Source organism: Sandarakinorhabdus oryzae, assembly GCF_009733735.1.
In the GTDB taxonomy this organism is placed as follows: domain Bacteria; phylum Pseudomonadota; class Alphaproteobacteria; order Sphingomonadales; family Sphingomonadaceae; genus Sandarakinorhabdus; species Sandarakinorhabdus oryzae.
In genome coordinates this window covers 1-21816 of record NZ_WNJP01000025.1, presented here as the reverse complement: position 1 = coordinate 21816, position 21816 = coordinate 1, and the positions used below count along the sequence as shown (strand labels likewise).

Sequence of the window (21816 nt, the reverse complement as noted above, 5' to 3'; positions counted from 1 at the left end):
ACCCGCCCCCGTTATTCGGGCTGGGCCGTCGGTGCAACCATGCGCCGCCGCAGCCACAGGCCATAGATGGCCGCCAGCGCAATCGCGAGGCCGAACCACTGGCCGGCATAAGCCAGGTGATTGTCGGGCAGGTCCTGGGCGCTGGGCTGCTGCGGCCGTTGCAGCGGCGCGATTGCGCTATCGGGGATCAGCATGAGGCGCGGCCGATTCGGCGCGTTGCCATAGGGCTTCTCGATCACCACGCCAGTGAACTGGTGATCAAGATTGATGATCTGATCCTTGGCGTCAACGCGCCGCGTCCAGCCCGCCACCGCGACGATGTCGGGTGGCTGGTCGTTTGGCCGGCACGACACGATGACGAAGAAGCCGGAATCGCCGCTGGCCGAACTGCCGGGGCGCAGATCATAGGGCTTCTTCGGCCCGGCGTGGCAATCGATGCTGGCGCGGCGATACTGCACCGAAACATCGCCCATCATGGCGGCGCGGAATTCCGCCGGCGTCACCTCCGGCAGCTTGGGTGCGGCGGCCAGGCGCGCGATCAGATCATGCTTCCATTCGCGCCGTTCCAACTGCCAGCGGCCCAGCCCGCACAGGATCAGGATGCCGACTGCGGTGATGATGGTGGGGATGATCGGGATACGGCGGCTCATGTGCTGCCTTCGCCGGCATCATTGCGATATTCCAACGCGACCAGCAGGCCCTTGGCCAGGCGCAGCAGCCCCAGGGACAGGCCGATGGTGAGTGGCACCCACAGCAGCACATGCACCCACCAGGGCGGGGCGAGCTTGGCCTCTGTCACCTGGCTGGCGATGATGACGATGGTGGCGACGATGAAGATCAGGAACGGTGCGGCGCCGTCGCCGACGTTGAAGCGGCCATAGTCCAGGCCGCAGGCCGAACAGCGTGGCGCCAGTTTCAGCAGGCCGACAAACAAGGGGCCGCTGCCACAGCGTGGACAGCAGCCCCTCAATGCCACCTGGGCAGGTGTTGGTGATTCAGCCAAGCGCGCTGTGCGCCACGGCCGCGCCGAAGTTCGATCCCCACACATAGATGGCGATGAACAGGAACAGCCACACCACGTCGACGAAGTGCCAGTACCAGGCGGCGGCTTCGAAACCGAAGTGTTGGCGCGGGGTGAAATCGCCCTTGTAGGTGCGCGCCAGGCACACGATCAGGAAGATGGTGCCAACGATGACATGGAAGCCGTGAAAGCCGGTCGCCATGTAAAAGGCGGCGCCATAGATGCTGTCGGCCAGGCCATATTCGGCGTGGTGATATTCATAGGCCTGCACGCAGGTGAAGATCAGGCCGAGCGCGATGGTGATCCACAGGCCCTGCTTCAGGCCCTTGCGGTCACCATGGATCAGCGCGTGGTGCGCCCAGGTGACGCTGGTGCCAGACAGCAGCAGGATCAGCGTGTTCAAGAGCGGGAACACGAACGGATCGAGCAGTTCGATGCCCTTGGGCGGCCACACGCCCTCAATGCCTTCGTGCAGCGACGGGTAGAGGGCGGCGTTGAAATAGGCCCAGAACCAAGCGACGAAAAACATCACTTCGGATGCGATGAACAGGATCATGCCATAGCGGTGGTGCAGCTGCACCACCGGCGTGTGATCGCCGGTGTTGGCTTCGTGGACGACATCCTTCCACCACAGGAAGAACATGGTGCTCACCGCGGCGAGGCCAGCGAAGAAGGTGGGCATGCCCCAGCCGAACTTGTGCATCCAGCCGATGGCGCCGGCAGCCAGCGCCAGCACCGCCATCGACATCATCAGCGGGCGCGATGACGGGTTGAGGATGTGATAATCGTGGGTCTTGGCTCCAGCCATTGCTCAGCCCCTGTCCTTCAAACTGTTACGATTTGTCGCAGCGCTTAGCCTGACCCGCGTTGGCTTGTCCAGAGCGGCAACCGAAGCTGCCGCCCGCTTGTCTACCGGGTAGAAGGTGTAGCTCAGCGTGATTTCGTCGATCTTTTTGGCCACCGGGTCTTTGAGGATGGCGGGATCGACATACCAGGTCACCGGCATGTCCACCGTCTCGCCGGGCTGCAGCGTCTGCTCCGTGAAGCAGAAGCACTGGATCTTGACGAAATACTGCCCCGCCTCGTCGGGCGAGACGTTGAACCCGGCCTGGCCAGTGATGGCCTGATCGCTGGTGTTGGTGGCGGTGAAGAAGGCGAGGCGCTTCTCCCCGATCGGCACGGAGACCTCGTTGGCCTTGGGCCGGAACCGCCAGGGCAGGCCCGGCGCGACATTGCCATCAAACCGCACCTTGATCCTTTGGCCAGCCACTGCCGCCAGCTGATCGGCGGTCGGCGCAGCCGCCGCCACCTGCGTGGTGCCGCCATAGCCGGTGACCTGGCAGAACAGGCGATAGAGCGGCACCGACGCATAGGCGAGGCCAATCATCGCCACCGCCACCAAAGCAGCAGCCACACCAACGCGGCGGTTTGACCTGTCGGTGGCGGCGTCGGCGCTCATGGCGCCGCCACCATGCTGGCCGGCGCCTTGGCCTGCGGCCCGGTCATCCGCACCACGGTGATGCCGAAGAACAGTGCGACCAGCGCAAACAACAGGATGGCCAGCGCCTTGTTGCGCTGCTCGCGCCGGGCCATGAAGGCGGCGCGTTCGGCGGCGCTCCAGCTGGCGGGATCAACGCTCATGACAGCAGGACGTTGGGCAGCAGCAGCCGATCGGCGACGAGCGCGCCGAACAGGCAGGCCAAGTAGAGCAGGCTGAACTTGAACAGCTGCTTTTCGGCGACCATGTCGGCCGCCACGGTGGCCTTGCTGCGGCTGACCTTGAACGCCATCCACAGGAACATCAGGCCGAGCGTGATCGCGGTGCCGCCATAGGCCCAGTCCGCCAGGTCCAACAGGGTGGGCGCGATGGTGACCGGCACCAGCAGCGCCGAATAGGCCAGGATCTGGCGGCGGGTTTCCTTGAGGCCGTGGGTCACCGGAAGCATCGGCACGCCGGCCTTGGCGTAATCGGCTTCCATGAACAGCGCCAGCGCCCAGAAGTGCGGCGGGGTCCACAGGAAGATGACGGCGAACAATAGCCACGCCATCAGCGGCGTGTCGCCCGACACCGCAGCCCAGCCGCAGATCACCGGGAAGGCGCCTGCAGCACCGCCAATGACGATGTTCTGCGGGGTCCGGCGCTTCAGCCAGGCGGTGTAGACGACGACGTAGAAGAGAATCGACACGGCAAGCCAGGCCGCCGCCACCCAGTTCAGCGCCAGGCCCATGACGGCGACCGAACCGGTGCCGAGGATGACGCCGAAGGCCAGCGCTTCGGACTTGTCGAGCTTGCCGGCCGGCAGCGGGCGCTTGGCCGTGCGCTTCATCAGCGCATCGATATCGGCTTCATACCATTGGTTGAGCGCACCGGCAGCGCCGGCGGCAACCGCGATGCACAGGATGCCGGTGAAGGCCAGGAATGGATGCATTTGGCCCGGCGCCACCACCATGGCGCAGGCCGCGGTGAAGATCACCAGTGTCATCACGCGCGGCTTCAGCAGCGCGAAATAATCGCGCCAATCCGCCAGCAGGGGTGTTGGCACCCCGGTGGCGGGCTGGGCAGTGGCGATGTTGTTCATGAGGTCTGGCCTGAAAGGGGGCAGGCAGGCCTGCCCCCGGTTCGCCGGTTACTTGATGACCGGAAGGGTTTCGAACTGGTGGAACGGCGGCGGGCTGGACAGGGTCCATTCCAGCGTGGTCGCACCTTCACCCCACGGGTTGGCTTCGGCCTTGCGGCGCGATGCCAGGCTGACCACCAGGTTGATGAAGAAGAAGACCATGCCGACCGCCATGATGGCATAGCCATAGCTGGCAATCTGGTTCCAATAGGCGAAGGCATCCGGATAATCCGGGATGCGGCGCGGCATGCCGTCCGACCCCAGGAAGTGCATCGGGAAGAACAGCACGTTCACGCCGATGAAGAAGACCCAGAAGTGCAGCTTGCCGAGCAGCTCGTTGTAGGGCTTCCCGAACATCTTGCCGAACCAGTAGTACCAGGCGGCGAAAATGGCGAACACGGCGCCTAGCGACAGCACGTAGTGGAAGTGCGCCACCACGTAATAGGTGTCGTGGAAATAGGTATCCACGCCGCCGTTGGAGAGCAGCACGCCGGTGACGCCGCCGACGGTGAACATGAAGATGAAGCCGATCGCCCACAGCATCGGCGTGTCGAAGCGGATGGAGCCGCCCCACATCGTCGCGATCCAGCTGAAGATCTTGATGCCGGTGGGCACCGCGATGATCATCGTGGCGGCGGTGAAGTACATCTTGGTGTTCACGTCGAGGCCGACGGTGAACATGTGGTGCGCCCACACGACGAAGCCGATGAAGCCGATGGCAACCATGGCATAGGCCATACCCAGGTAGCCGAACACCGGCTTGCGGCTGAAGGTGGAGACGACCTGGCTGACGATGCCGAAACCGGGCAAGATCAGGATGTAGACTTCGGGGTGACCGAAGAACCAGAACAGGTGCTGATAGAGCACCGGGTCACCACCGCCATCAGCGGTGAAGAAGTGGGTGCCGAAGTTGCGATCGGTCAGCAGCATGGTGATGGCGCCGGCCAGAACGGGCAGCGACAGCAGCAGCAGGAAGGCGGTGACCAGCACCGACCACACGAACAGCGGCATCTTGTGCAGGGTCATGCCCGGCGCGCGCATATTGAGGATGGTGGTGATGAAGTTGATCGCGCCGAGGATCGAGCTGGCGCCGGCGATGTGCAGCGACAGGATCGCCATGTCCACGGCCGGGCCGGGGTGGCCGGATGTGGAAAGCGGCGGATAGACGGTCCAACCGGTGCCGGCGCCATTGGCGCCCGCCGGGCCTTCGACGAACATCGAGCCGCACAGCAGCAGGAACGACGGGACCAGCAGCCAGAACGACACGTTGTTCATGCGCGGGAACGCCATGTCGGGCGCGCCGATCATGATCGGCACGAACCAGTTGCCAAAGCCGCCAATCATCGCGGGCATGACGGTGAAGAACACCATGATCAGGCCGTGGGCGGTGATGAACACGTTCCACAGATGGTTGGCCTGATCGACATTGCCCTGGGTCATGAAAGTGAGCCACTGGATGCCCGGCTGCGCCAGTTCGAGGCGCATGATGCCCGAAATCGCGCCGCCGATGGTGCCGGCGATGATCGCGAAGATCAGGTAGAGCGTGCCGATATCCTTGTGGTTGGTCGAAAAGAGCCAGCGCTGGATGAAGCCGGGCTTGTGATCATGATCGTGGTCATGAGCACCGGCGGTGGCGGCGTGAGCCATGATACGGGGTCCTCTTCTCGAACTTACTTGGCAGCCGGGGCCGCCGCGGCCGCATCAGCGGCGGGGGCAGCCGCATCAGCGGCAACGGGGGCAGCAGCATCGGCCGGCGCAGCGGCGGCAGCCGGCTTGGCCGCGATGCCGTTTTCCTTCTGCTTGGCGGCGATCCAGGCTTCGAACTGCGCCTTCGGCAGCACCTCGATGGCGATCGGCATATAGGCGTGCTTGGTGCCGCACAGCTCGCTGCACTGGCCGAAATAGACGCCGGGGCGATCGGTCTTGAACCAGGTTTCGTTGATGCGGCCGGGAACAGCGTCCATCTTCACGTAGAAGGCCGGCATGGCGAAGCTGTGGATCACGTCGGCCGCAGTGGTGAGCACCTTCACCGTGGCACCGACCGGCACCACCAGGCGGTTGTCGACATCAAGCAGGCGCGGGGTGCCGCGCTTGGCCGCTTCGGCATCGGTGAGCATCACCGAATCATAGGTGAAGCCGCCCTGATCGGGATATTCATATTCCCAATACCACTGGTGACCGATCGCCTTGATGGTGATGTCGGCCTTGGGCGGATCATATTGGTTGGCGAGCAGGCGGAAGCTGGGGAAGGCGATGCCGACCAGGATCAGCGCCGGCACCACGGTCCAGATCACCTCGATCGTGGTGTTGTGACTGGTCTTCGACGGCACCGGGTTGGCCGAGGCGCGGAAGCGCAGGATGGTCACCGCCAGCAGGATCATCACGAAGATGGCAACGCCGGCCATCACCGGGTTCAGCACCCAGTTGATCATGTTGTGGGCTTCAACGGCAATGTCGGTCACCGGCTGCTGCAGATCCCAGCCACCGCGCGGCATGCCGAAATCGGCCGACGGCGCGGTGAGGGCGGGAACCGCGGCCGGCACATCGGTGGTGGCGACGGGCGGCACCGGCGCTGCGGCCACCTTTTCCTGGGCGGCCGCCATTACGGCCGAGAGGGCCGAGGCGGCCATCGCCACGGCGGAATACATCATCATGGATCTGCGGCGCATATTGCCCCTAGGCTGAAACGGGCGGACTCATCCGCCAAATGACTTAGTCCCTATGCCGCGCTGCACCGCAACACGCAAGGGCCAAGAGGGCGCACCCTCCCCAAAATTCAGGCTTTCAGATTTGCATAGGTGGCAGATTGCCGCGCCATCTGGGCCTTCACCGCCGCCGTCATGTCCTCGCCCTGCAGCATGCCGGCGTTCCAGACCGCCACATATTCAAGGCCATCGCTGATGCTGTGATCACGGCCATAGTTGAGCACCTGCTTGATGCCGGTGATGGCCAGCGGCGACTTGGCAGCAATGACGCGGGCCATGGCCTCGGCTGCGGCCAGCGCATCGTCATGGCTTTCGGTAACCTGGTTGACGAAGCCCCATTTCGCCGCCTCGGCGGCCGGGAACTTGCGGCCGGTGTAGGCCAGTTCGCGCACCAGCCCCTGCGGCAGCAGGTAAGGCAGGCGCTGCAGCGTGCCGACATCGGCGACAATGGCGATGTTGACTTCCTGGATGGTGAAATAGGCGTCGGCCGAGCAGACCCTGAGATCGCAGGCGGTGACCAGATCGACGCCGCCGCCGATGCAGCCGCCCTGGCACACGGCGATCACCGGCACCCGGCAATTGTCGATGACGTTGAAGCTTTCCTGCAGCTCCTTGACGTGGCGGCGGAAGGCTTCGCGCTGGCGGCCCAGATCGCCGCCGCGCGTGGCGAGCGCGTTCTGCCCGGCCCAGTTGAGATCGAGCCCAGCGGTGAAATGCTTGCCGGTGGAGGCGATGATGACACAGCGCACCGCCATGTCATGCTCGATGGCCTTGAACACCTGCACCATCTCAGGCCAGAAATCGCCGTTCATGGTGTTCAATTCGGCCGGGCGGTTGAGGGTGATGCGGGCGATGCCGTCGCTGTCCACCGCATAGGTCAGGGTCTTGAGTTCCATGGCGGCCTCCTTGGCGCTATGCACAAGGAATGACCAAGTTCACCGTCAACGGCAATCCTGTCGAATTTCTGATGCCGCCCGACACGCCGCTGCTGTGGGCGCTGCGCAACGCGGCGGGCTTGACCGGCACCAAGTTCGGCTGCGGCGCCGGCCTGTGCGGGGCGTGCACGGTGCACGTGGATGGCAAGGCGGCGCGCAGCTGCCAGGTGACGATTGCCGATCTGGAAGGCACGTTCGTCACCACCATCGAAGGCCTGTCCGACAATCGCGACCACCCGTTGCAGCAGGCGTGGATTGCCGTTCAGGTGCCGCAGTGTGGTTATTGCCAGTCCGGCATGATCATGGCGGCAGCGGCGCTGCTGAAGGACAAGCCCAACCCGTCGGACGACGACATCAACAACGCCATCACCAACCTGTGCCGCTGCGGCACCTACAACCGCATCAGGAAGGCCATCCATCTGGCCGCGACGGGCCGGGTGGACTCAGGCGTGCCCGGGCCGGATGTGGATGCCGGCGAAGCGGCGGCGCGGGCGCCGAGTTTGAAGGGCTGAGTCTCAGCGCCGGTCGTCGAATTCAGGCACATAGAGGCGCTCGTTCAGGACCAACATCGGGTCGCTGGGCACGTTACCGGCAGTGAAACTGCCGCCGGCGCGCCACCAATCGGCCGGCTTTTCATCATCAGCCACCTGCGGCGGCAGCAAGGCCAGCGGCAAGCCCACCTTGCGCGTTTCAGCTTTAGTCCGCCGGAACATCAGGACTGGTCGCCCGGCCTGCCAGCCAAAGACTTCCACCCGCCGCATATTGTGACCCAGCGACGGCAGCTTGGCGTCCCAACGGCGGGCGCGCTGGAACTGCACATTGAATATCAGGCGGGCGGCAGACAGCGGTGCCTGATCGATCGCAACGCACAAGTCGGGATCGATCAGACTCAGATAATACACACCGACGAGTTCTTCGACGCCAGGTGACATTGGGCAGTCCCGATCACCCGACCGGGGCACGAGACGCAGTCGCACGGTTCGCTGCCCGGATGCCGGCGGGCCCGTCAGCGCCGGCCCCAGCAGCACGGCTTGAACCCGGCCGGTGATCAGGAAGCGTAGACATTGGGTGCTGCAATAGGCCCTGTCGTCTTCCAGCCAGGCCACGGTGCCGCCGCCTGGCCCCAGCACCACGGGCTCTCCGGTATCAGCGGCAGCGGCAGCGCGCACCTGGCTGCCCAGGTAAAGGTTCATCGCGGTCGGCACGGCAAGGCCCACCACCAGCAGCGCGGCGAAGACAGCGATGCGCCCGCGGGCGGGATGGGACCGCAACGGCAACCATGCCAGCAGAGCCGCCGAGAGATAGAGCGCCAGCGTTGGCGCCGCCACCGCCGCCAACAGGACAGGGATGCTGACGATGAGGAGCGCCAACCACCACAACACGCCCATCAGCATCGCCGCCACCGCAGTGCCGGTGATGACGAACCACCACCAGACCAGCTGGCCCTCGCGCCAAGTGAGTGGCGGTTCGAAGGCCATGCGGCTCAGAACGGGTTCAGCGTGTAGCCGCGCTGCTGGTAGAGGGCGTGGGCAGTGATGGCGGAGAGTGCCAGCTTCACGCCGGGCAACAGGTCCGCCTTGTTGACGCCCAGGCTGGCGGCGCTCTGGCCGCAGACGATGAACTCCACGCCCTGGCCGATCAGCTTGCCCACCGCATCGGCGCTGGCATTGGCCTTGCCCTCGTTGCGGGCGGCATAGGCGCTGGCGTTCAGCAGATCGAGCACGGCCGGGCCGTGGAAGATCAGCACGATGTGCACATCCTTTTGCGGCACGCCGTTGGCCACATGCATGTTGAGCGCGCGCGCTGCCGTCTCGATCTGGCGGCTGAGGCTGCCTGGCGTGTTCTTCGCCGACACGTCGAAGGCGATCTTGAACACCGTGCCCTTGGGGATCGGCACGTCACTGTCCACCGCCGCAATCGGGCCGACATCCTTCAGCACCGGGCCGGGGCCGAAGCGGCTGCGATCCTGGGCCAGCGCCGGAGCCGCCAGGATCATCAGGGAGAGCATGGCGGCACGCAGCATGGGGAGGCCTTTCAGAACGGGTTCAGCGTATAGCCCTGCGCTTGCAGGATGGCGTGGGCGCTGCTGGCAGAAATGGCCAGTTCGACACCGGGAAGCAAGTCGGCCTTCTTCACACCCATGGCGTTGGCGGCCTGCCCGCAGACGATGAAGCGCACGCCCTTGGCCAGCATTTCCTTGACCATGGCTTCGCTGGCGTTGGCGGCGCCAGCGTTGCGGGCGGCATAGGCCTCTGGCTTGGTCAGCTCGGCAATCGCCGGGCCGTGGACGACCACCGCCACCGCCACGTCACGCTCCGCCATGCCATTGCCGACATGGGAGTTGATGAAGCGCGCCGCCGTTTCAAAGCCGGGGTTGCGCTTGCCGGGCGCGGCGGCGGTAACGTCATAGACGTGGCGCAGCACCATGCCCCTGGGGATCACCACATCATGTTCGGTCGCGGTGTAGGTGCCGAAGCCCCTGAAAACCGGCCCGTCGATGGCGGCGGCTGGGCTGGCCAGCAGCGCCAGCAGCGCCAGCAGGATCAGCGCGCGGCGCATCAGCCCAGGCTCCGCAGGCTCTTGAGTGCGCTTTCCGCCTCGGCCACGGTGCGGCGCACGATCTCGCCGGCGGGCAGCACTTCGGTGATGCCGCCGCCGCCCTGCCCGGCCGCCAGGCACTGGGTTTCGGGGATGACATCGAGCACGCCGGCAATCGGCCCGAGCCGGTTCAGCTGGACCGATTCCGCCACCTGCGCCGCGAACGGCTTGGCGTTGCGATTATCGAAATCGCGGTTGGAGTCGTTGACGATGGCGCGCAGCGTCTTGCCGGTGAACACCTTCGACACAATCGTGTCGCTCTCGCTCATGCCAACAATGGCGTCCTTGTATTTCTGCCCGGCGTGCGCCTCGTGGCTGGCGATGAAGCGGGTGCCCATCCACACGCCAACACAGCCGAAGGCCAGCGCGGCGGCGAGGCCGCGGCCATCATAGAGGCCACCCGCCGCCACCACCGGGATATCGACCGCATCGACACACTGCGGCCACAGCGCCACCGAAGCGACGCTGCCCGTATGGCCGCCGCCTTCTGTGCCCTGCGCGATGATCACGTCGCAGCCGGCTTCGGCGGCCTTCACCGCGTGCTTCACATTGCCAGCCATGCACATGACGACGATGCCGGCCTGTTTCAGCTCGGTGATGATCGCCACCGGCACGCCCAGGCCAGCGATGAACGCCTTGGCGCCGCCCGTGATGATGACATCAACGCTTGCCGTCAGCGTTTCGGGTTGGGCGGTGAGCAGATCGACGCCAAACGGCTTGTCGGTCAGGTCCCTCACGCGCGCCATCTGGTCGGCGATGAATTTCGGCGGCAGGCCGGCCATGCCCAGTGAGCCGAAGCCGCCGGCCGCCGAAACGGCCGCGCAGACTTCGGCGTAGGAAACGCCGCCCATGCCGGCCAGCAGCACCGGGTGCTCGACGCCGAGCAGGTCACAGATAGGAGTATGGATGGTCATTATTCGGCCGCCTGTGCTTCGCCCCAGCCGATGATGGCCTTGGTTTCAAGGAAATCGGCAAAGCCATGGTCGCCCCATTCGCGGCCATTGCCCGACTGCTTGTAGCCGCCGAACGGCGCCATCAGGTCGAAGCCGGCCTGGTTGACGTTGACCTGGCCGGCGCGCAGTTCGCGGGCGACCTTGCGGGCATGCTCCGGCTCGCCCTGCACATAGGCGGCGAGGCCATAGACGGTGTCGTTGCCGATGGCGATGGCCTGTTCCTCGCTGTCATAAGGCAGCATGGCCAAGACCGGCCCGAAGATTTCCTCGCGCGCAATCGTCATGTCGTTGGTGACATCGGCGAAGATGGTCGGCTTCACATAATAGCCCTTGTCCAGCCCCTCCGGCCGGCCGGGGCCACCGGCGACCAGCGTCGCGCCTTCCTTGATGCCCTGCTCGATCAGGCCCTGGATCTTGTTCCACTGGGTCTCGCTGACGACAGGCCCCATGGCGGCATTGCCGTTCGGGTCACCCACCGTGGTGGCTTCGGCAACCTGCTTGGCGATGGCGGCGGCTTCGGCCATACGCCCACGCGGCACCAGCATGCGGGTCGGCGCGTTGCAGCTCTGGCCCGAATTCATCATCACGCTCTGCACGCCGCCAGTGACGGCTTTGACCAGATCGGCATCGGGCAGCACGATGTTGGGCGACTTGCCGCCCAGTTCCTGCGCCACGCGCTTGACGGTGTCGGCGGCGTTCTTGGCCACCGCGATGCCGGCGCGGGTCGAGCCGGTGAAGCTGACCATGTCGACATCCTTGTGGGACGACAGCGCCACGCCCACGCCGGGCCCATCGCCGTTGACGAGGTTGAACACGCCCGCCGGCACGCCCGCGGCGGCCAGGATTTCCGTCCAGATATAGGCGCTGAACGGCGCGATTTCCGACGGCTTCAGCACCATGGTGCAGCCCACGGCGAGGGCCGGCGCCACCTTGCAGGCGATCTGGTTGATCGGCCAGTTCCACGGCGTGATGAAGGCACAGACGCCGATGGGTTCCTTGGCGATCAGCGTGGTGCCCTTCAGCTCGTCGAACTTGTAGGTCTTCAGCACTTCCATCGCGGTGCTGATATGGCCGATGCCGAGCGCGGCCTGGGCCTGGTTCGACAGCCAGGCCGGCGCGCCCATTTCCTCGGTGATGGCGGCGGCCATGTCGTTGTAGCGCTTCTGATATTCGCCAGCGATGGCGCCCAGCAGTTCGACCCGCTCCTTGACGCTGGTGCGGCTGAACGACGGGAACGCCTTCTTGGCGGCGGCGACGGCGCGATCGACATCGGCAGCGCTGCCCAGGTTGATGCGGCCGGCGACGTCTTCAGTGGCCGGGTTGATCACATCGAGCGGGTTCGGCGTCGCCGGCTCCACCCACTGACCGTCGATGTAGAATTTGGTGTAATCGCGCATGTTGAATCCTCCCAAGGCCCTGTTGTGCTGCTTGTAGCACGGCGATGAGGCGATTCGGCGCTTGGGCTTTTTGAGGGGGCTACCTGGCCGGCAGCAACAGCTCCACCGCCGCTGCCATGCTCTCGACACCGGTGGCGATGGTCGGCGCCGGATCGGGCGCCCAGCCGCTGTTGTGCAGGCTCGGAATGGCCGGGCCGCCGGCCTTGGCCGCCTCCCACTGCGCCTTGCCGACGCCGCCCAGCCAGAAGATCACCGACGGCGCCTTGGCCGCCAGGCCAAAATACTGGAAATCCTCCGACGCCATCGACGGGTCGAGATCGATCACGCGGCCCTTGCCCAGCTTCGCTTCGAACTGTGTCTTGATGCGGCCGGCCAGCGCCGGGTCATTCAACGTCGGCACGCCATAGCCGGTGTGGGTGATGACCGGCATCAGCGTGTCGGGCAGGCCGGCGGCAACTGCCTCGCCCTTCGCCACCCGGGCAATGGCATCGAGCAGTCGCTGCTGTTGCTGCGGATCATAGCTGCGGATGGTCAGCTGCAGCTTCACCTCGTCCGGGATGATGTTGTGCTTGGTGCCGCCGTGGATGCTGCCGACGGTGATCACCGCCGGGTGGAACGGATCGTTCTCGCGGGAAACGATGGTCTGCAGCGCGGTGATGATGCGGCCGGCCAGCGCCACCGGGTCCCTGGTGGTGGCCGGATAGGCGCCGTGGCCGCCGATGCCGCGCACGGTCATGTCCATGGAGGTGGAGATGGACAGCGCCTGGAACGGCGGCACACTCACCATGCCGGCCGGCAGCGTGCTGTTGTCGTGCAGGGCCAGCGTGAAATCGGGCTTGGGAAAGCGGGTGAGGAAGCCATCGGCCAGCATCGCCCGCGCGCCGCCGCCAAATTCCTCGCCGGGCTGGCCGACCATCACCACGGTACCGCGCCAGGCTTTCCGATGTTCGGCCAGCCAGCGCACCGTGCCCACCCACACCGCCATGTGGATATCGTGCCCGCAGGCGTGCATCACCGGCGTCATCGGGCCATCGTCATATTGGCCCATCGCGGCGCTGGCATAGGGCAGGCCGGTGGCTTCCTTCACCGGCAGCGCATCCATGTCGGCGCGGATCAGCAGGGTCGGCCCCTTGCCGTTTTTCAGCACCGCCACCACGCCGGTGCGGCCGATCTTTTCAGTGACCTCGAAGCCGGCGGCGCGGGCTTCGGCGGCCAAGATGCCGGCCGAACGGACCTCGTGGAAGGCCAGTTCGGGATGGCTGTGCAGATCCTTGTAAAGGGTGACGAGATCGACCGGGGCCGCCAGCGCGGGCGTGGCGGCGGCGAGCAGCAGGCAGGCAAGAAGGTGCTTCATGGGGCTCGTTCCTCAGCGCGATTTCGGCAGCAGCATCATCACCGCGTCGGTCATGGTGGCGACACCGGTGGCGATGGTGGGGGCGGGATCGGGCGCCCAGCGCGGATTGTGCGGGCCGGGCAATTTGGTGCCGTCCTGCTGCGCCTTGGCCCACACATCGGCATTCACCGCGCCCAGCGAATACATCACCGTCTGGATGCGCGGATCGGCCAGGCCATATTGGTTGTAATCCTCTGACGCCATCGACGGATTGCCTTCCAGCACCCGGTCCGGCCCCAGCGTTTTCTGGAACAGCGCCTTGATGCGGGTAGCGAGCGCGGTGGTGTTGATGGTGGGCTGGGTGCCATTGGGGTCCACCGTCACCTCTGGATAGAGCGCTTCCGGCAGGCCGGCGGCGATGGCTTCGCCGCGCGCGATGCGCCTGATGCCCTCGATCAGCCTGGTCTGCACGCCGGCGTCAAAGCTGCGCACTGTCAATTGCAGATGCACGCTTTCGCCGATGATATTGTGCTTGCTGCCACCGTGGATGCTGCCCACTGTCACCACCGCCGGGCGGAAGGGATCATTCTCGCGGCTCACCAACGTCTGCAGCGCGATGACGATGCGGCTGGCCAGCACCACCGGGTCCTTGGTGTCCTGCGGATAGGCGCCGTGGCCGCCCACGCCCTTCACCTCGATATCGACCGTGTCCGCGGCAGAGGCATTGGCGGCAAGATTCACCTGCACGGTGCCGGCCGGGCCGGTGCCATCGTGCAGGGCCAGCGCATAATCGGGCCGGCCAAAGCGGGCAAAAAGCCCATCGGCCAGCATGGCGCGGGCGCCCTGGATAATCTCCTCGGCCGGCTGGGCGACCATGATCACCGTGCCGCTCCAGCTGGCCTTCTTCGCCGCCAGCGCCCGGACGACGCCGGCCCACACCGTCATGTGGATGTCGTGGCCGCAGGCGTGCATCACCGGAGTCTCCGGGCCGCCCTTGTAATGGCCGGTCACCTGGCTGGCATAGGGCAGCCCGGTGATTTCCTTGACCGGCAGCGCATCCATGTCGGCGCGCACCAGCACGGTCGGGCCCTTGCCGTTCTTCATCACGGCAACCACGCCGGTGCCGCCCACCTTCTCGGTCACCTCGAACCCGGCGGCGCGGGCTTCGGCCGCCAGCATGCCGGCGGAGCGCACCTCCTGAAAGCCCAGTTCCGGGTGGGCGTGCAGATCCTTGTAGAGCGTCACCAGATCGACCGGCGCCGCCTGCGCCGTGCCCGCCAGCAGCGCCGCGCTCAGCCAAGCAACGCGGATAGTCCGTCCCATGCCAGTTTTCCCCCAACCAGGATCATCAACACATGCATGATGGCATAGAAACGCGGCCCATCAACCCGGCGCACCAGCACCGTGCCCGCCCAGGTCGAGCCCAGCGCCGCCGGCATCAGCGCGGCGGCCAGCCACAAATTCGTCGGCGTGAAGGCGCCCAGCGCCCAATAGGCCGGCACCTTCAGCCAGTTGATCAATGCGAAGAACACGCTGCTGGTGCCGATGAACACATCGCGCGGCAGCTTCATCGGCAGCACATGCATCTGGAAGGGCGGCCCGCCGGCGTGAGCGATCTGGCTGGTGAAACCGGCCGCACTGCCCATGGCGATGCCTTGCCAAGTGCCCCCCGGCCGGCCCGGCACACCGCGATGTTCGGCACGGATGCGCTGGATGCCAAAGCCGACCGCGATCACGCCGACCGCCGTCTCCACCGCCGGCACCGGCACGAAACGCGCCAACGCCCAGCCGGCCAGGATGCCGAGGCAGGCGCCGGGCACCATGCGTTTCAGGACACTGTCATCGCGGTGGGCGCCAAAGGCCTTCACCGAAAACACGTCCTGCACCAGCAGGATGGGCAACAGGATGGCCGCCGCCGTCACCGGGCTCATGCCCAGCGCCATCACCGGCACGCCGAGCACGCCCAAGCCGGCAAAGCCGCCCTTGGCCAGGCCGAGGATGATGACGCCGGCAAGCGCCGCCACCCAGAAGGCCCAGCCCTGGCTGCTGAGCAGGTCGGCCAGCGTTGCAGCCACAATCAGGCGGGTTCGGGACGAATGTCGATGAGGATCAGCCGTGCGGTCCAGCGCGGCCACGGCATGGCGATGCGCCATTCCGCCGGCCCCACCGCCTGCAGCACGCCCAGCTGATCACGGGCCTGATCCTCGCCATAGCGCAGACGGCCCATCTCGCCGGCCAGCCGCACGCTGCCCAGGAAGATCAACCGATCAACATCGGGATAGAGCGTGCCGAGATATTGCTGCGGCCCCGGCGCGGTTTCCAGCCGCAGCAGGATGCCATCGGCGCTGAGCGTGCACGGCGCCCATGCGCCGACCTGCAGCGGCGACGAGATCGGGGCGCTGCCCTGGCGCCAGCCCATCAGGATGGTGCGGCATTGATAGGCGCCGGCGGTGGGGAAGCCGGGCGTGGCCGTCACGTCACGCTGCGCCACGAGTCCCAATGCGGCGAGATCGGCGGTGCGCCCGGCGCTGGCGATGTCGGCCTGCGCCTGTTCCCACGCGTCTGACAGGCGGGACAGCCGGTCACGATCGCCATCCTTGATCACCGCCTGCCACACATCGGCACGGCGCACGACGGCAAAGGGCCGCAGATCATCGCCGCTGTTGCAGCCGGCAAGCAGGGCCAGCGCCGCCAGCAGGGCGAGACGCCGGATCATTCGCCCAGCATGCGGCGCACGAAACCCGCCAGGCCCAACTGGCGTTTGCGGCGCAGGCGCTCGGCCTTCAATATGGCACGGATCTCGTTCAGGCAGGTTTCCGCATCATCGTTGACGAGGATATAATCATATTCGCCCCAATGGCTGATCTCGTCGCGGGCGCGGGCCATGCGATCGGCAATGACTTCGGGGTGATCGGTGTTGCGATTCTTCAGCCGGCGTTCCAGCTCATCAAGGTGGGGCGGCAGGATGAACACCCGCACCAGATCAGACGCGGCGTCGGTCTGCTGCAGCTGCTGGGTGCCCTGCCAGTCGATATCGAACAGCACGTCGCGGCCATCGGCCAGCGCCGATTCCACCGGCGCACGCGGGGTGCCATAACGGTTGCCAAACACGGTCGCCCATTCCAGCAGGGCGTTTTCCGCCACCATCGACTGGAACTGGTCCGCCGAGACGAAGTAATAATCCACCCCGTCCACCTCGCCGGGCCGCGGCGGGCGGGTGGTCGCCGAAATGCTCATGGTGATGCCGCTGTCCTCGGCCATCAGCGCGCGCGACAAGGTGGTCTTGCCGGCACCCGAGGGCGACGACAGCACAAACATCAGGCCGCGGCGCAGCGGGCTGCGGGCCGGGGCATCGGACCGTTCGAACTGCGTCACTTGCGGCGAAACCGGTCGAGCGTGACGACATTGCTGCCGTCTTCCGGTGGCTCTGGCGGGCTTTCCGGCGGCGGCTCCGGCCCATCGGGCGAATCGTCTGGCGAGGGGCCTTCGCCATCCTTGGGCGCGAACTGCAGCGCGAAATTCACCGCCGGATCAACGAAGCCGACAATCGCATCATAGGGGATGACCAGGTTGGCCGGCATCTGGTTGAACGACAGCCCGATGGAGAAATGATCATCGGCCACCACCAGGTCCCAATAGCGATGCTGGATGACGATGGTCATTTCGTCGGGATAACGCTCCATCAAATGCTTGGGGATGGAAACGCCCGGCGCGCGGGTGCGGAAGGCGATGTAGAAATGATGGCCGCCCGGCAGCCCGCCTTCGTCGGAAATGCGCTGCAGCACCCGGCTCACCACACCGCGCAGCGCATCCTGGACGATATCGTCGTAGGGAATCAGGCTGTCTGGCGTGGTGTCGTTCACGTAGGGGCGCCTTGGTTGAACAGTCGGGTGACGTGCCGCCACCGATTGGCGCGGGCTGCCGCCGAGGTCAAGGGCGCGTCGCGTGTTAAGGTGAGGGGGTTCTGTTGCCCGGCCCCCCTCGGGCCGCTGGAATCCACTTCTGTTGCCCGGTGTGGCCCGAACCGCGCTTTCGGCCAGTTTAACCTTGGTCGGTGAAGACCTCAGTTACGCTGCGATCGCGAATGCCTCGTTGTCGTTGGCATTTGTGGGTTTTGAACGGTTTAACGGCTCATTCAGGCCGGGCAAAAACACCGTCTTTGAACACACGTCGATTCTGGTTCGGCCCCGCAATTCACCCCGACAACGGGACTGAAGAATGGTGGAGCCGCCGGGTACTGCCCCCGGGTCCGCTGCGTCTATTTCACGGCATCATTTATCGCCATATCCGGCAAGCCGGCATCACCCATGTAGGCCTCGTGCGCCGATTCCTCAAGGCTCAGGCGCGGACAAAGCGTCGATAGAGCGCCGGCAGCAGCAGCAGCGTGAGCAGCGTCGAGGAAATGATGCCGCCGATCACGACCGTGGCAAGCGGCCGCTGCACCTCGGCGCCGGCCCCGGTGGCAATCGCCATCGGCAGGAAACCGATGCTGGCGACCAGCGCGGTGGAGATGACCGGGCGGAGCCGATCGAGCGCGCCGGCCCGCACCGCCTCGTCCTTTGCCATCCCGTGTTCGCGCAGGTGGTTGACATGGTCCACCATCACCAGCCCGTTCAGCATGGCGATGCCCGACAGCGCGATGAAGCCGATCGCCGCCGTGATCGAGAAGGGCATGCCGCGCAGGCCCAGCGCAAACACGCCGCCGGTCACCGCCAGCGGGATGCCGGCAAACACGATCAGCGCCTGCGGCAACGAGCGCAGCGCGCCATAGACCAGCCCCAGGATCAGCAGCAGGCAGGCCGGCACCAGCACCGCGAGCCGCGCCTTGGCTTCCTGCAACTGCTTGAACTGGCCGCCATATTCGATGCGGTAGCCTTCGGGCAGCGGCACCGCCTTTGCCAGTTCCGCCTTGGCCCGCGCCACATAGCCTTCGACATCGCTGCCCGACAGGTTGACCAGCAGTGCCGCGCGCTTCTGGCCGTTGTCGCGGCGCACTGGCTCCACCGCCATCACCTCTTCAAGGCTGGCGACCTGGCCCAGCGAGACCAGTCCGGACTGGCCCACCCGCAAGGGCAAAGCGCGGATGGTGTCGAGATCGGCGCGCTGCGCATCGGGCAGGCGCACGACGATGCCGTGGCGCCGGATGCCTTCCAGGATGGCGCCCACTTCCTGACCCGCCAGCGCGGTGCTGATGGCGCGATTGACCTCGGCCGCGCCCAGCCCCAGCCGCACCAGCGCGTCGCGGTTCACCTTCACCACCAGGCTGGGGGTGCGGCCATCCACTTCATATTCGGCCTGCGCCGTGCCCGGCAGCCGGCGCAGCACCTTCAGCACCGCAGCGCCCAGCTGCTCCAGCCGGTCATTGTCGTCGCCATAGATTTTCACCGACAGGTCGGCACGGGTGCCTTCCAGCATCTCGTTGAAGCGCATCTCGATCGGCTGCGCGAACAGGAAGCGCTGGCCGGCGTGGACGGCTTGCGCCGTTTTCTCGATGGCGCGCACCAGTTCGGCCTTGTCCTGCGGGCCATCGGCCGGCCACTCGGCCTTTGGCTTGTAGGCGATGTAAAGGTCATTCTCGTTGGGCGGCATCGGATCGGTCGCCACAGCCGCGGTGCCGATGCGCGAGAAGACGTGGGTCAATTGCGGGAATTTCTTCAGCAGCGCCTGCTCCACCGCCATTTCCTCGGCCAGCGCTTCCTCCAGGCTCATGTCCACCGGGCGATAGACCATGGTGGTGATCGAGCCTTCATCAAGCCGCGGCGTGAACACCGTGCCCAGCCGCGTGAAGACCAGCCCGGCCGCCACCACCGCCAGCACCGCCGGCACGATGGCCAGCAGCGGCCGCTGCAGCGTAGCGGCCAGCACCGGGCGATAGACCCCCTCCAGCGTGGCCACCAGCTTCGTCGGGCCATGCGATTCGCCGGCCTTCAGCCAGTAAGACGCCAGCGCCGGTACCAGGGTGACGCTGACCAGCAGCGCAGCGGTGAGCGCCAGCATCACGGTGATCGCCATCGGCCGGAACAACTTGCCTTCCACCCCGCCCAGCGCCAGCACCGGCACATAGACGAGCGTGATGATGGCGACGCCAAAGGCCACCGGCCGCGCCACCTGCCCCATGGCCGACGCGATGATGGCGCGGCGCTGGTCATCGGCCAGCGCCCGGCCCTGCCGCTCGGTTTCAGCGCTCAGTCGGCGCAGGGCATTTTCCACCGCGACGATGGCACCATCGACCACCAGGCCGAAATCCAGCGCACCCAGGCTCATCAGATTGCCGCTGATATCGAGCCGCACCATCCCGATGCTGGCGAGCAGGAAGGCGACCGGGATGACCGCGGCGACGATCAGCGCCGCCCGCCACTGGCCCAGCGCCAGGATCAGCACGACGGCGACCAGCAGCGCGCCTTCCGACAGATTGCTGCGCACGGTCGCGACGGTGCGCTCCACGATGTCGGCGCGGTCATAGCGCACCTTGATCACCATGCCCCTGGGCAGCACCGCCTGTACCTCATCAAGGTGGGCATCGATACGGCGCGCCACCTCGCGGCTGTTCTGGCCGCTCAGCATCATGATGGTGCCCAGCACCGTCTGCTTGCCGTCAACCGTGGCGGCGCCCGAACGCAGCGTGTGGCCCACCCGCACGCTGGCCAGATCGCCCACCGTGAGCGGGCGCACGCCGCCGGCGAACTTGACCGGCAGGGCGGCAATATCCTCGGGATGCATGACCTTGGCATCGGTGCGCACCACCAGCCGGCGCGGCCCCTGGGTGATGAGGCCACCGCCGGCATTGTCGGCATTGGCGCCAACGGCCGCCGCTAACTCGGCCGGCGTCACCCCGGCAGCGCGGAGCTTCTGCAGGTCGGGCTCGATTACATATTGGCGTTCCAGCCCGCCGATGCTGTTCACCTCGGCGACGCCCTGCACCTGGCGCAGCATCGGCACCACGACATATTCCTGGGTTTCGGCCAGCGCCATCAGATGCTCGTCCTGCTGGCTGGCTGGGGTCAGGCCGGGATGATGGGCCTCGGCATGGGGCGGGTGATCCCATTCCAGCGTGTAGTAGAGGATCTCGCCCAGGCCGGTGGTGATCGGCGCCAGTTGCGGCGCGGCACCCGGCGGCAGCATGGCGCTGGCGGTGGCCAGCCGCTCCGTCACCACCTGGCGGGCGCGCATCACGTCGGTGCCGTCTTCATACAGCAACGTGACCTGGCTGAGTCCGGAGCGGGTCAGCGAGCGAAAGCCGACAAGGCCAGGCTGGCCGCCCATCATCCGTTCCAGCGGCACGGTCACCCGCGTCTCGATCTCCTCGGCGGCCAGGCCCGGCACAGCGGTGTTCACCTGCACCTGCACGCCGGTCACATCCGGGATGGCATCGATGGGCAGGGTGACAAGGTGATAGAAGCCGATCGCCGCCGCGATCAGCGCCGCCAGCAGCACACCGCCACGATGGCGGGCACTCGCCGATATCAGCGCGGCAATCACGGCTGCTCGCCGCCGCCCGTCAGGATGCGGATATTCTCGCGTGCTTCCCACAGGCCGGCGCGGGTCTCCAGCACCGACGTCAGCGCATCGAGCCAGCCGGTCTGCATCTGGACATAGGTGGCGAGCGGCACCGCACCGAGGCGAAAGGCGCGATCGGCTTCGGCGGCGGCTTCGGCAAAGCGCTGCGGCACGTCGCCGGGCCACTTTGCCAGCGCGTCGGCGCGGGCGCGATAGAGGGCGGCATCGGCATGCAGGCTGGCCTGCAGGCGGCGACGGGCGGCAATCAGCGCCGCTTCGCCCTGTGCAGCACGCGATTCGGCGGCGGCCACATCGCCTTCCTGGCGGTTCCACAGCGGGATGGTGGTCTGCGCCCGCACGCCGGCGATGGTGTCGCGCACGTCGCCGCGCTCACGGGTGAGATAGGGCCCGATGCTGATCGCGCCGACGCGGCTCTTTTCGGCCAGACGCACCGACAGGCCTTGCTGGCCGAGCTGGGCTTTCAGGGCGAGCAGTTCGAAATTGCCGTTCTCCAGACGGTCGGCCAGCACACTGACATCGGGCAGCGGCGGTGGCGCGGCCGGCGGGCGCAGGATGCGCAGCCGCGCCGGGAAAGGCTGGCCGCGCAGACCGTTCAGTTCAAAGAGGATGGCGTTGTAGCTGCCCTGCGCTTCGGCCGCCACGCGCTCGGCATTGATGGCGGCGGCTTCCAGAACGGCGGCCTCCAGGCGCGGGGTCGGCCCGGCCGGATCGCGCGCCAGCAGCACGCCGGCCAGGCTG

Annotated in this window: 23 protein-coding genes and 1 other RNA gene; 1 reads left to right on the top strand and 23 read right to left on the bottom strand. The window is 66.4% G+C overall.

Annotation, left to right across the window (positions count from 1 at the left end; genetic code table 11):
- Positions 1-11: 11 nt before the first annotated feature.
- The 9 genes from GJ693_RS04465 to GJ693_RS04425 all read right to left on the bottom strand — a co-directional run bounded on the left by GJ693_RS04465 (position 12) and on the right by GJ693_RS04425 (position 7240).
- Positions 12-650, bottom strand: coding sequence for an SURF1 family protein (locus GJ693_RS04465; protein ID WP_156255127.1), 639 nt, complete (start codon positions 648-650; stop codon positions 12-14).
- Positions 647-934, bottom strand: coding sequence for a DUF983 domain-containing protein (locus GJ693_RS04460; RefSeq protein WP_328598819.1), 288 nt, complete (start codon positions 932-934; stop codon positions 647-649). The genes GJ693_RS04465 and GJ693_RS04460 overlap by 4 nt, the downstream gene beginning before the upstream one ends.
- A gap of 61 nt (positions 935-995) precedes the next feature.
- Positions 996-1829 carry a cytochrome c oxidase subunit 3 gene (locus GJ693_RS04455; protein ID WP_156255126.1) on the bottom strand — a complete coding sequence of 278 codons (834 nt, stop codon included), beginning with the start codon at positions 1827-1829 and terminating at the stop codon, positions 996-998.
- A 3-nt stretch (positions 1830-1832) separates the two neighbouring features.
- Positions 1833-2480 (bottom strand): cytochrome c oxidase assembly protein, encoded by a 648-nt coding sequence (locus tag GJ693_RS04450; protein ID WP_156255125.1) that lies wholly within the window; start codon positions 2478-2480, stop codon positions 1833-1835.
- Positions 2477-2662 (bottom strand): hypothetical protein, encoded by a 186-nt coding sequence (locus tag GJ693_RS04445; RefSeq protein WP_156255124.1) that lies wholly within the window; start codon positions 2660-2662, stop codon positions 2477-2479. Before GJ693_RS04445 ends, GJ693_RS04450 begins: the two co-directional genes overlap by 4 nt.
- Positions 2659-3600 carry a heme o synthase gene (locus tag GJ693_RS04440; RefSeq protein ID WP_197041958.1) on the bottom strand — a complete coding sequence of 314 codons (942 nt, stop codon included), beginning with the start codon at positions 3598-3600 and terminating at the stop codon, positions 2659-2661. Before GJ693_RS04440 ends, GJ693_RS04445 begins: the two co-directional genes overlap by 4 nt.
- 48 nt (positions 3601-3648) lie before the next feature.
- Entirely contained in the window at positions 3649-5286 is a 1638-nt protein-coding gene (ctaD, locus tag GJ693_RS04435) for a cytochrome c oxidase subunit I (protein WP_156255123.1), read from the bottom strand.
- Between the two features lie 23 nt (positions 5287-5309).
- Positions 5310-6308: a cytochrome c oxidase subunit II gene (gene coxB, locus GJ693_RS04430; RefSeq protein WP_235902630.1), complete on the bottom strand. Its 999-nt coding sequence runs from the start codon at positions 6306-6308 to the stop codon at positions 5310-5312.
- 107 nt (positions 6309-6415) lie between these two features.
- Entirely contained in the window at positions 6416-7240 is an 825-nt protein-coding gene (locus GJ693_RS04425; RefSeq protein ID WP_156255122.1) for a crotonase/enoyl-CoA hydratase family protein, read from the bottom strand.
- A 29-nt stretch (positions 7241-7269) separates the two neighbouring features.
- Between GJ693_RS04425 and GJ693_RS04420 the strand changes: the two genes are divergently transcribed.
- Entirely contained in the window at positions 7270-7791 is a 522-nt protein-coding gene (locus GJ693_RS04420; RefSeq protein WP_156255121.1) for a (2Fe-2S)-binding protein, read from the top strand.
- Between the two features lie 3 nt (positions 7792-7794).
- Here GJ693_RS04420 and GJ693_RS04415 read toward each other — a convergent pair whose 3' ends face one another.
- The 14 genes from GJ693_RS04415 to GJ693_RS04350 form a co-directional block, all read right to left on the bottom strand.
- Positions 7795-8757: a hypothetical protein gene (locus GJ693_RS04415; protein WP_156255120.1), complete on the bottom strand. Its 963-nt coding sequence runs from the start codon at positions 8755-8757 to the stop codon at positions 7795-7797.
- Positions 8758-8762: 5 nt separating this feature from the next.
- Positions 8763-9302, bottom strand: a complete 540-nt coding sequence (locus GJ693_RS04410) for a DsrE family protein (RefSeq protein ID WP_156255119.1) — start codon at positions 9300-9302, stop codon at positions 8763-8765.
- A gap of 11 nt (positions 9303-9313) precedes the next feature.
- Complete coding sequence (locus GJ693_RS04405; RefSeq protein WP_156255118.1) at positions 9314-9838, bottom strand: DsrE family protein; 525 nt, start codon at positions 9836-9838, stop codon at positions 9314-9316.
- The gene (locus GJ693_RS04400) at positions 9838-10791 is read right to left on the bottom strand and encodes an NAD(P)H-dependent flavin oxidoreductase (protein ID WP_156255117.1); all 954 of its coding nucleotides are present in this window, start codon (positions 10789-10791) and stop codon (positions 9838-9840) included. Before GJ693_RS04400 ends, GJ693_RS04405 begins: the two co-directional genes overlap by 1 nt.
- Positions 10791-12227 (bottom strand): aldehyde dehydrogenase family protein, encoded by a 1437-nt coding sequence (locus tag GJ693_RS04395; RefSeq protein WP_156255116.1) that lies wholly within the window; start codon positions 12225-12227, stop codon positions 10791-10793. Before GJ693_RS04395 ends, GJ693_RS04400 begins: the two co-directional genes overlap by 1 nt.
- 79 nt (positions 12228-12306) lie before the next feature.
- Positions 12307-13581: an amidohydrolase gene (locus tag GJ693_RS04390; RefSeq protein ID WP_156255115.1), complete on the bottom strand. Its 1275-nt coding sequence runs from the start codon at positions 13579-13581 to the stop codon at positions 12307-12309.
- A 12-nt stretch (positions 13582-13593) separates the two neighbouring features.
- Positions 13594-14883 (bottom strand): amidohydrolase, encoded by a 1290-nt coding sequence (locus GJ693_RS04385; RefSeq protein ID WP_156255114.1) that lies wholly within the window; start codon positions 14881-14883, stop codon positions 13594-13596.
- Positions 14853-15635, bottom strand: a complete 783-nt coding sequence (locus GJ693_RS04380) for a sulfite exporter TauE/SafE family protein (protein ID WP_156255113.1) — start codon at positions 15633-15635, stop codon at positions 14853-14855. The genes GJ693_RS04385 and GJ693_RS04380 overlap by 31 nt, the downstream gene beginning before the upstream one ends.
- Positions 15636-15637: 2 nt before the next feature.
- Complete coding sequence (locus GJ693_RS04375; RefSeq protein ID WP_156255112.1) at positions 15638-16276, bottom strand: DUF4893 domain-containing protein; 639 nt, start codon at positions 16274-16276, stop codon at positions 15638-15640.
- Positions 16273-16878: a guanylate kinase gene (gene gmk, locus GJ693_RS04370; RefSeq protein WP_156255134.1), complete on the bottom strand. Its 606-nt coding sequence runs from the start codon at positions 16876-16878 to the stop codon at positions 16273-16275. Before gmk ends, GJ693_RS04375 begins: the two co-directional genes overlap by 4 nt.
- Before the next feature lie 53 nt (positions 16879-16931).
- Entirely contained in the window at positions 16932-17423 is a 492-nt protein-coding gene (locus tag GJ693_RS04365) for an SspB family protein (RefSeq protein ID WP_156255111.1), read from the bottom strand.
- A 128-nt stretch (positions 17424-17551) separates the two neighbouring features.
- Positions 17552-17899, bottom strand: a transfer-messenger RNA (tmRNA) gene (gene ssrA / locus GJ693_RS04360).
- Entirely contained in the window at positions 17899-21039 is a 3141-nt protein-coding gene (locus GJ693_RS04355) for an efflux RND transporter permease subunit (RefSeq protein ID WP_156255110.1), read from the bottom strand. Before GJ693_RS04355 ends, ssrA begins: the two co-directional genes overlap by 1 nt.
- Positions 21036-21816: TolC family protein (locus GJ693_RS04350; RefSeq protein WP_197041956.1), on the bottom strand; the 781-nt coding region annotated here is incomplete at its 5' end. The genes GJ693_RS04355 and GJ693_RS04350, both read right to left, overlap by 4 nt.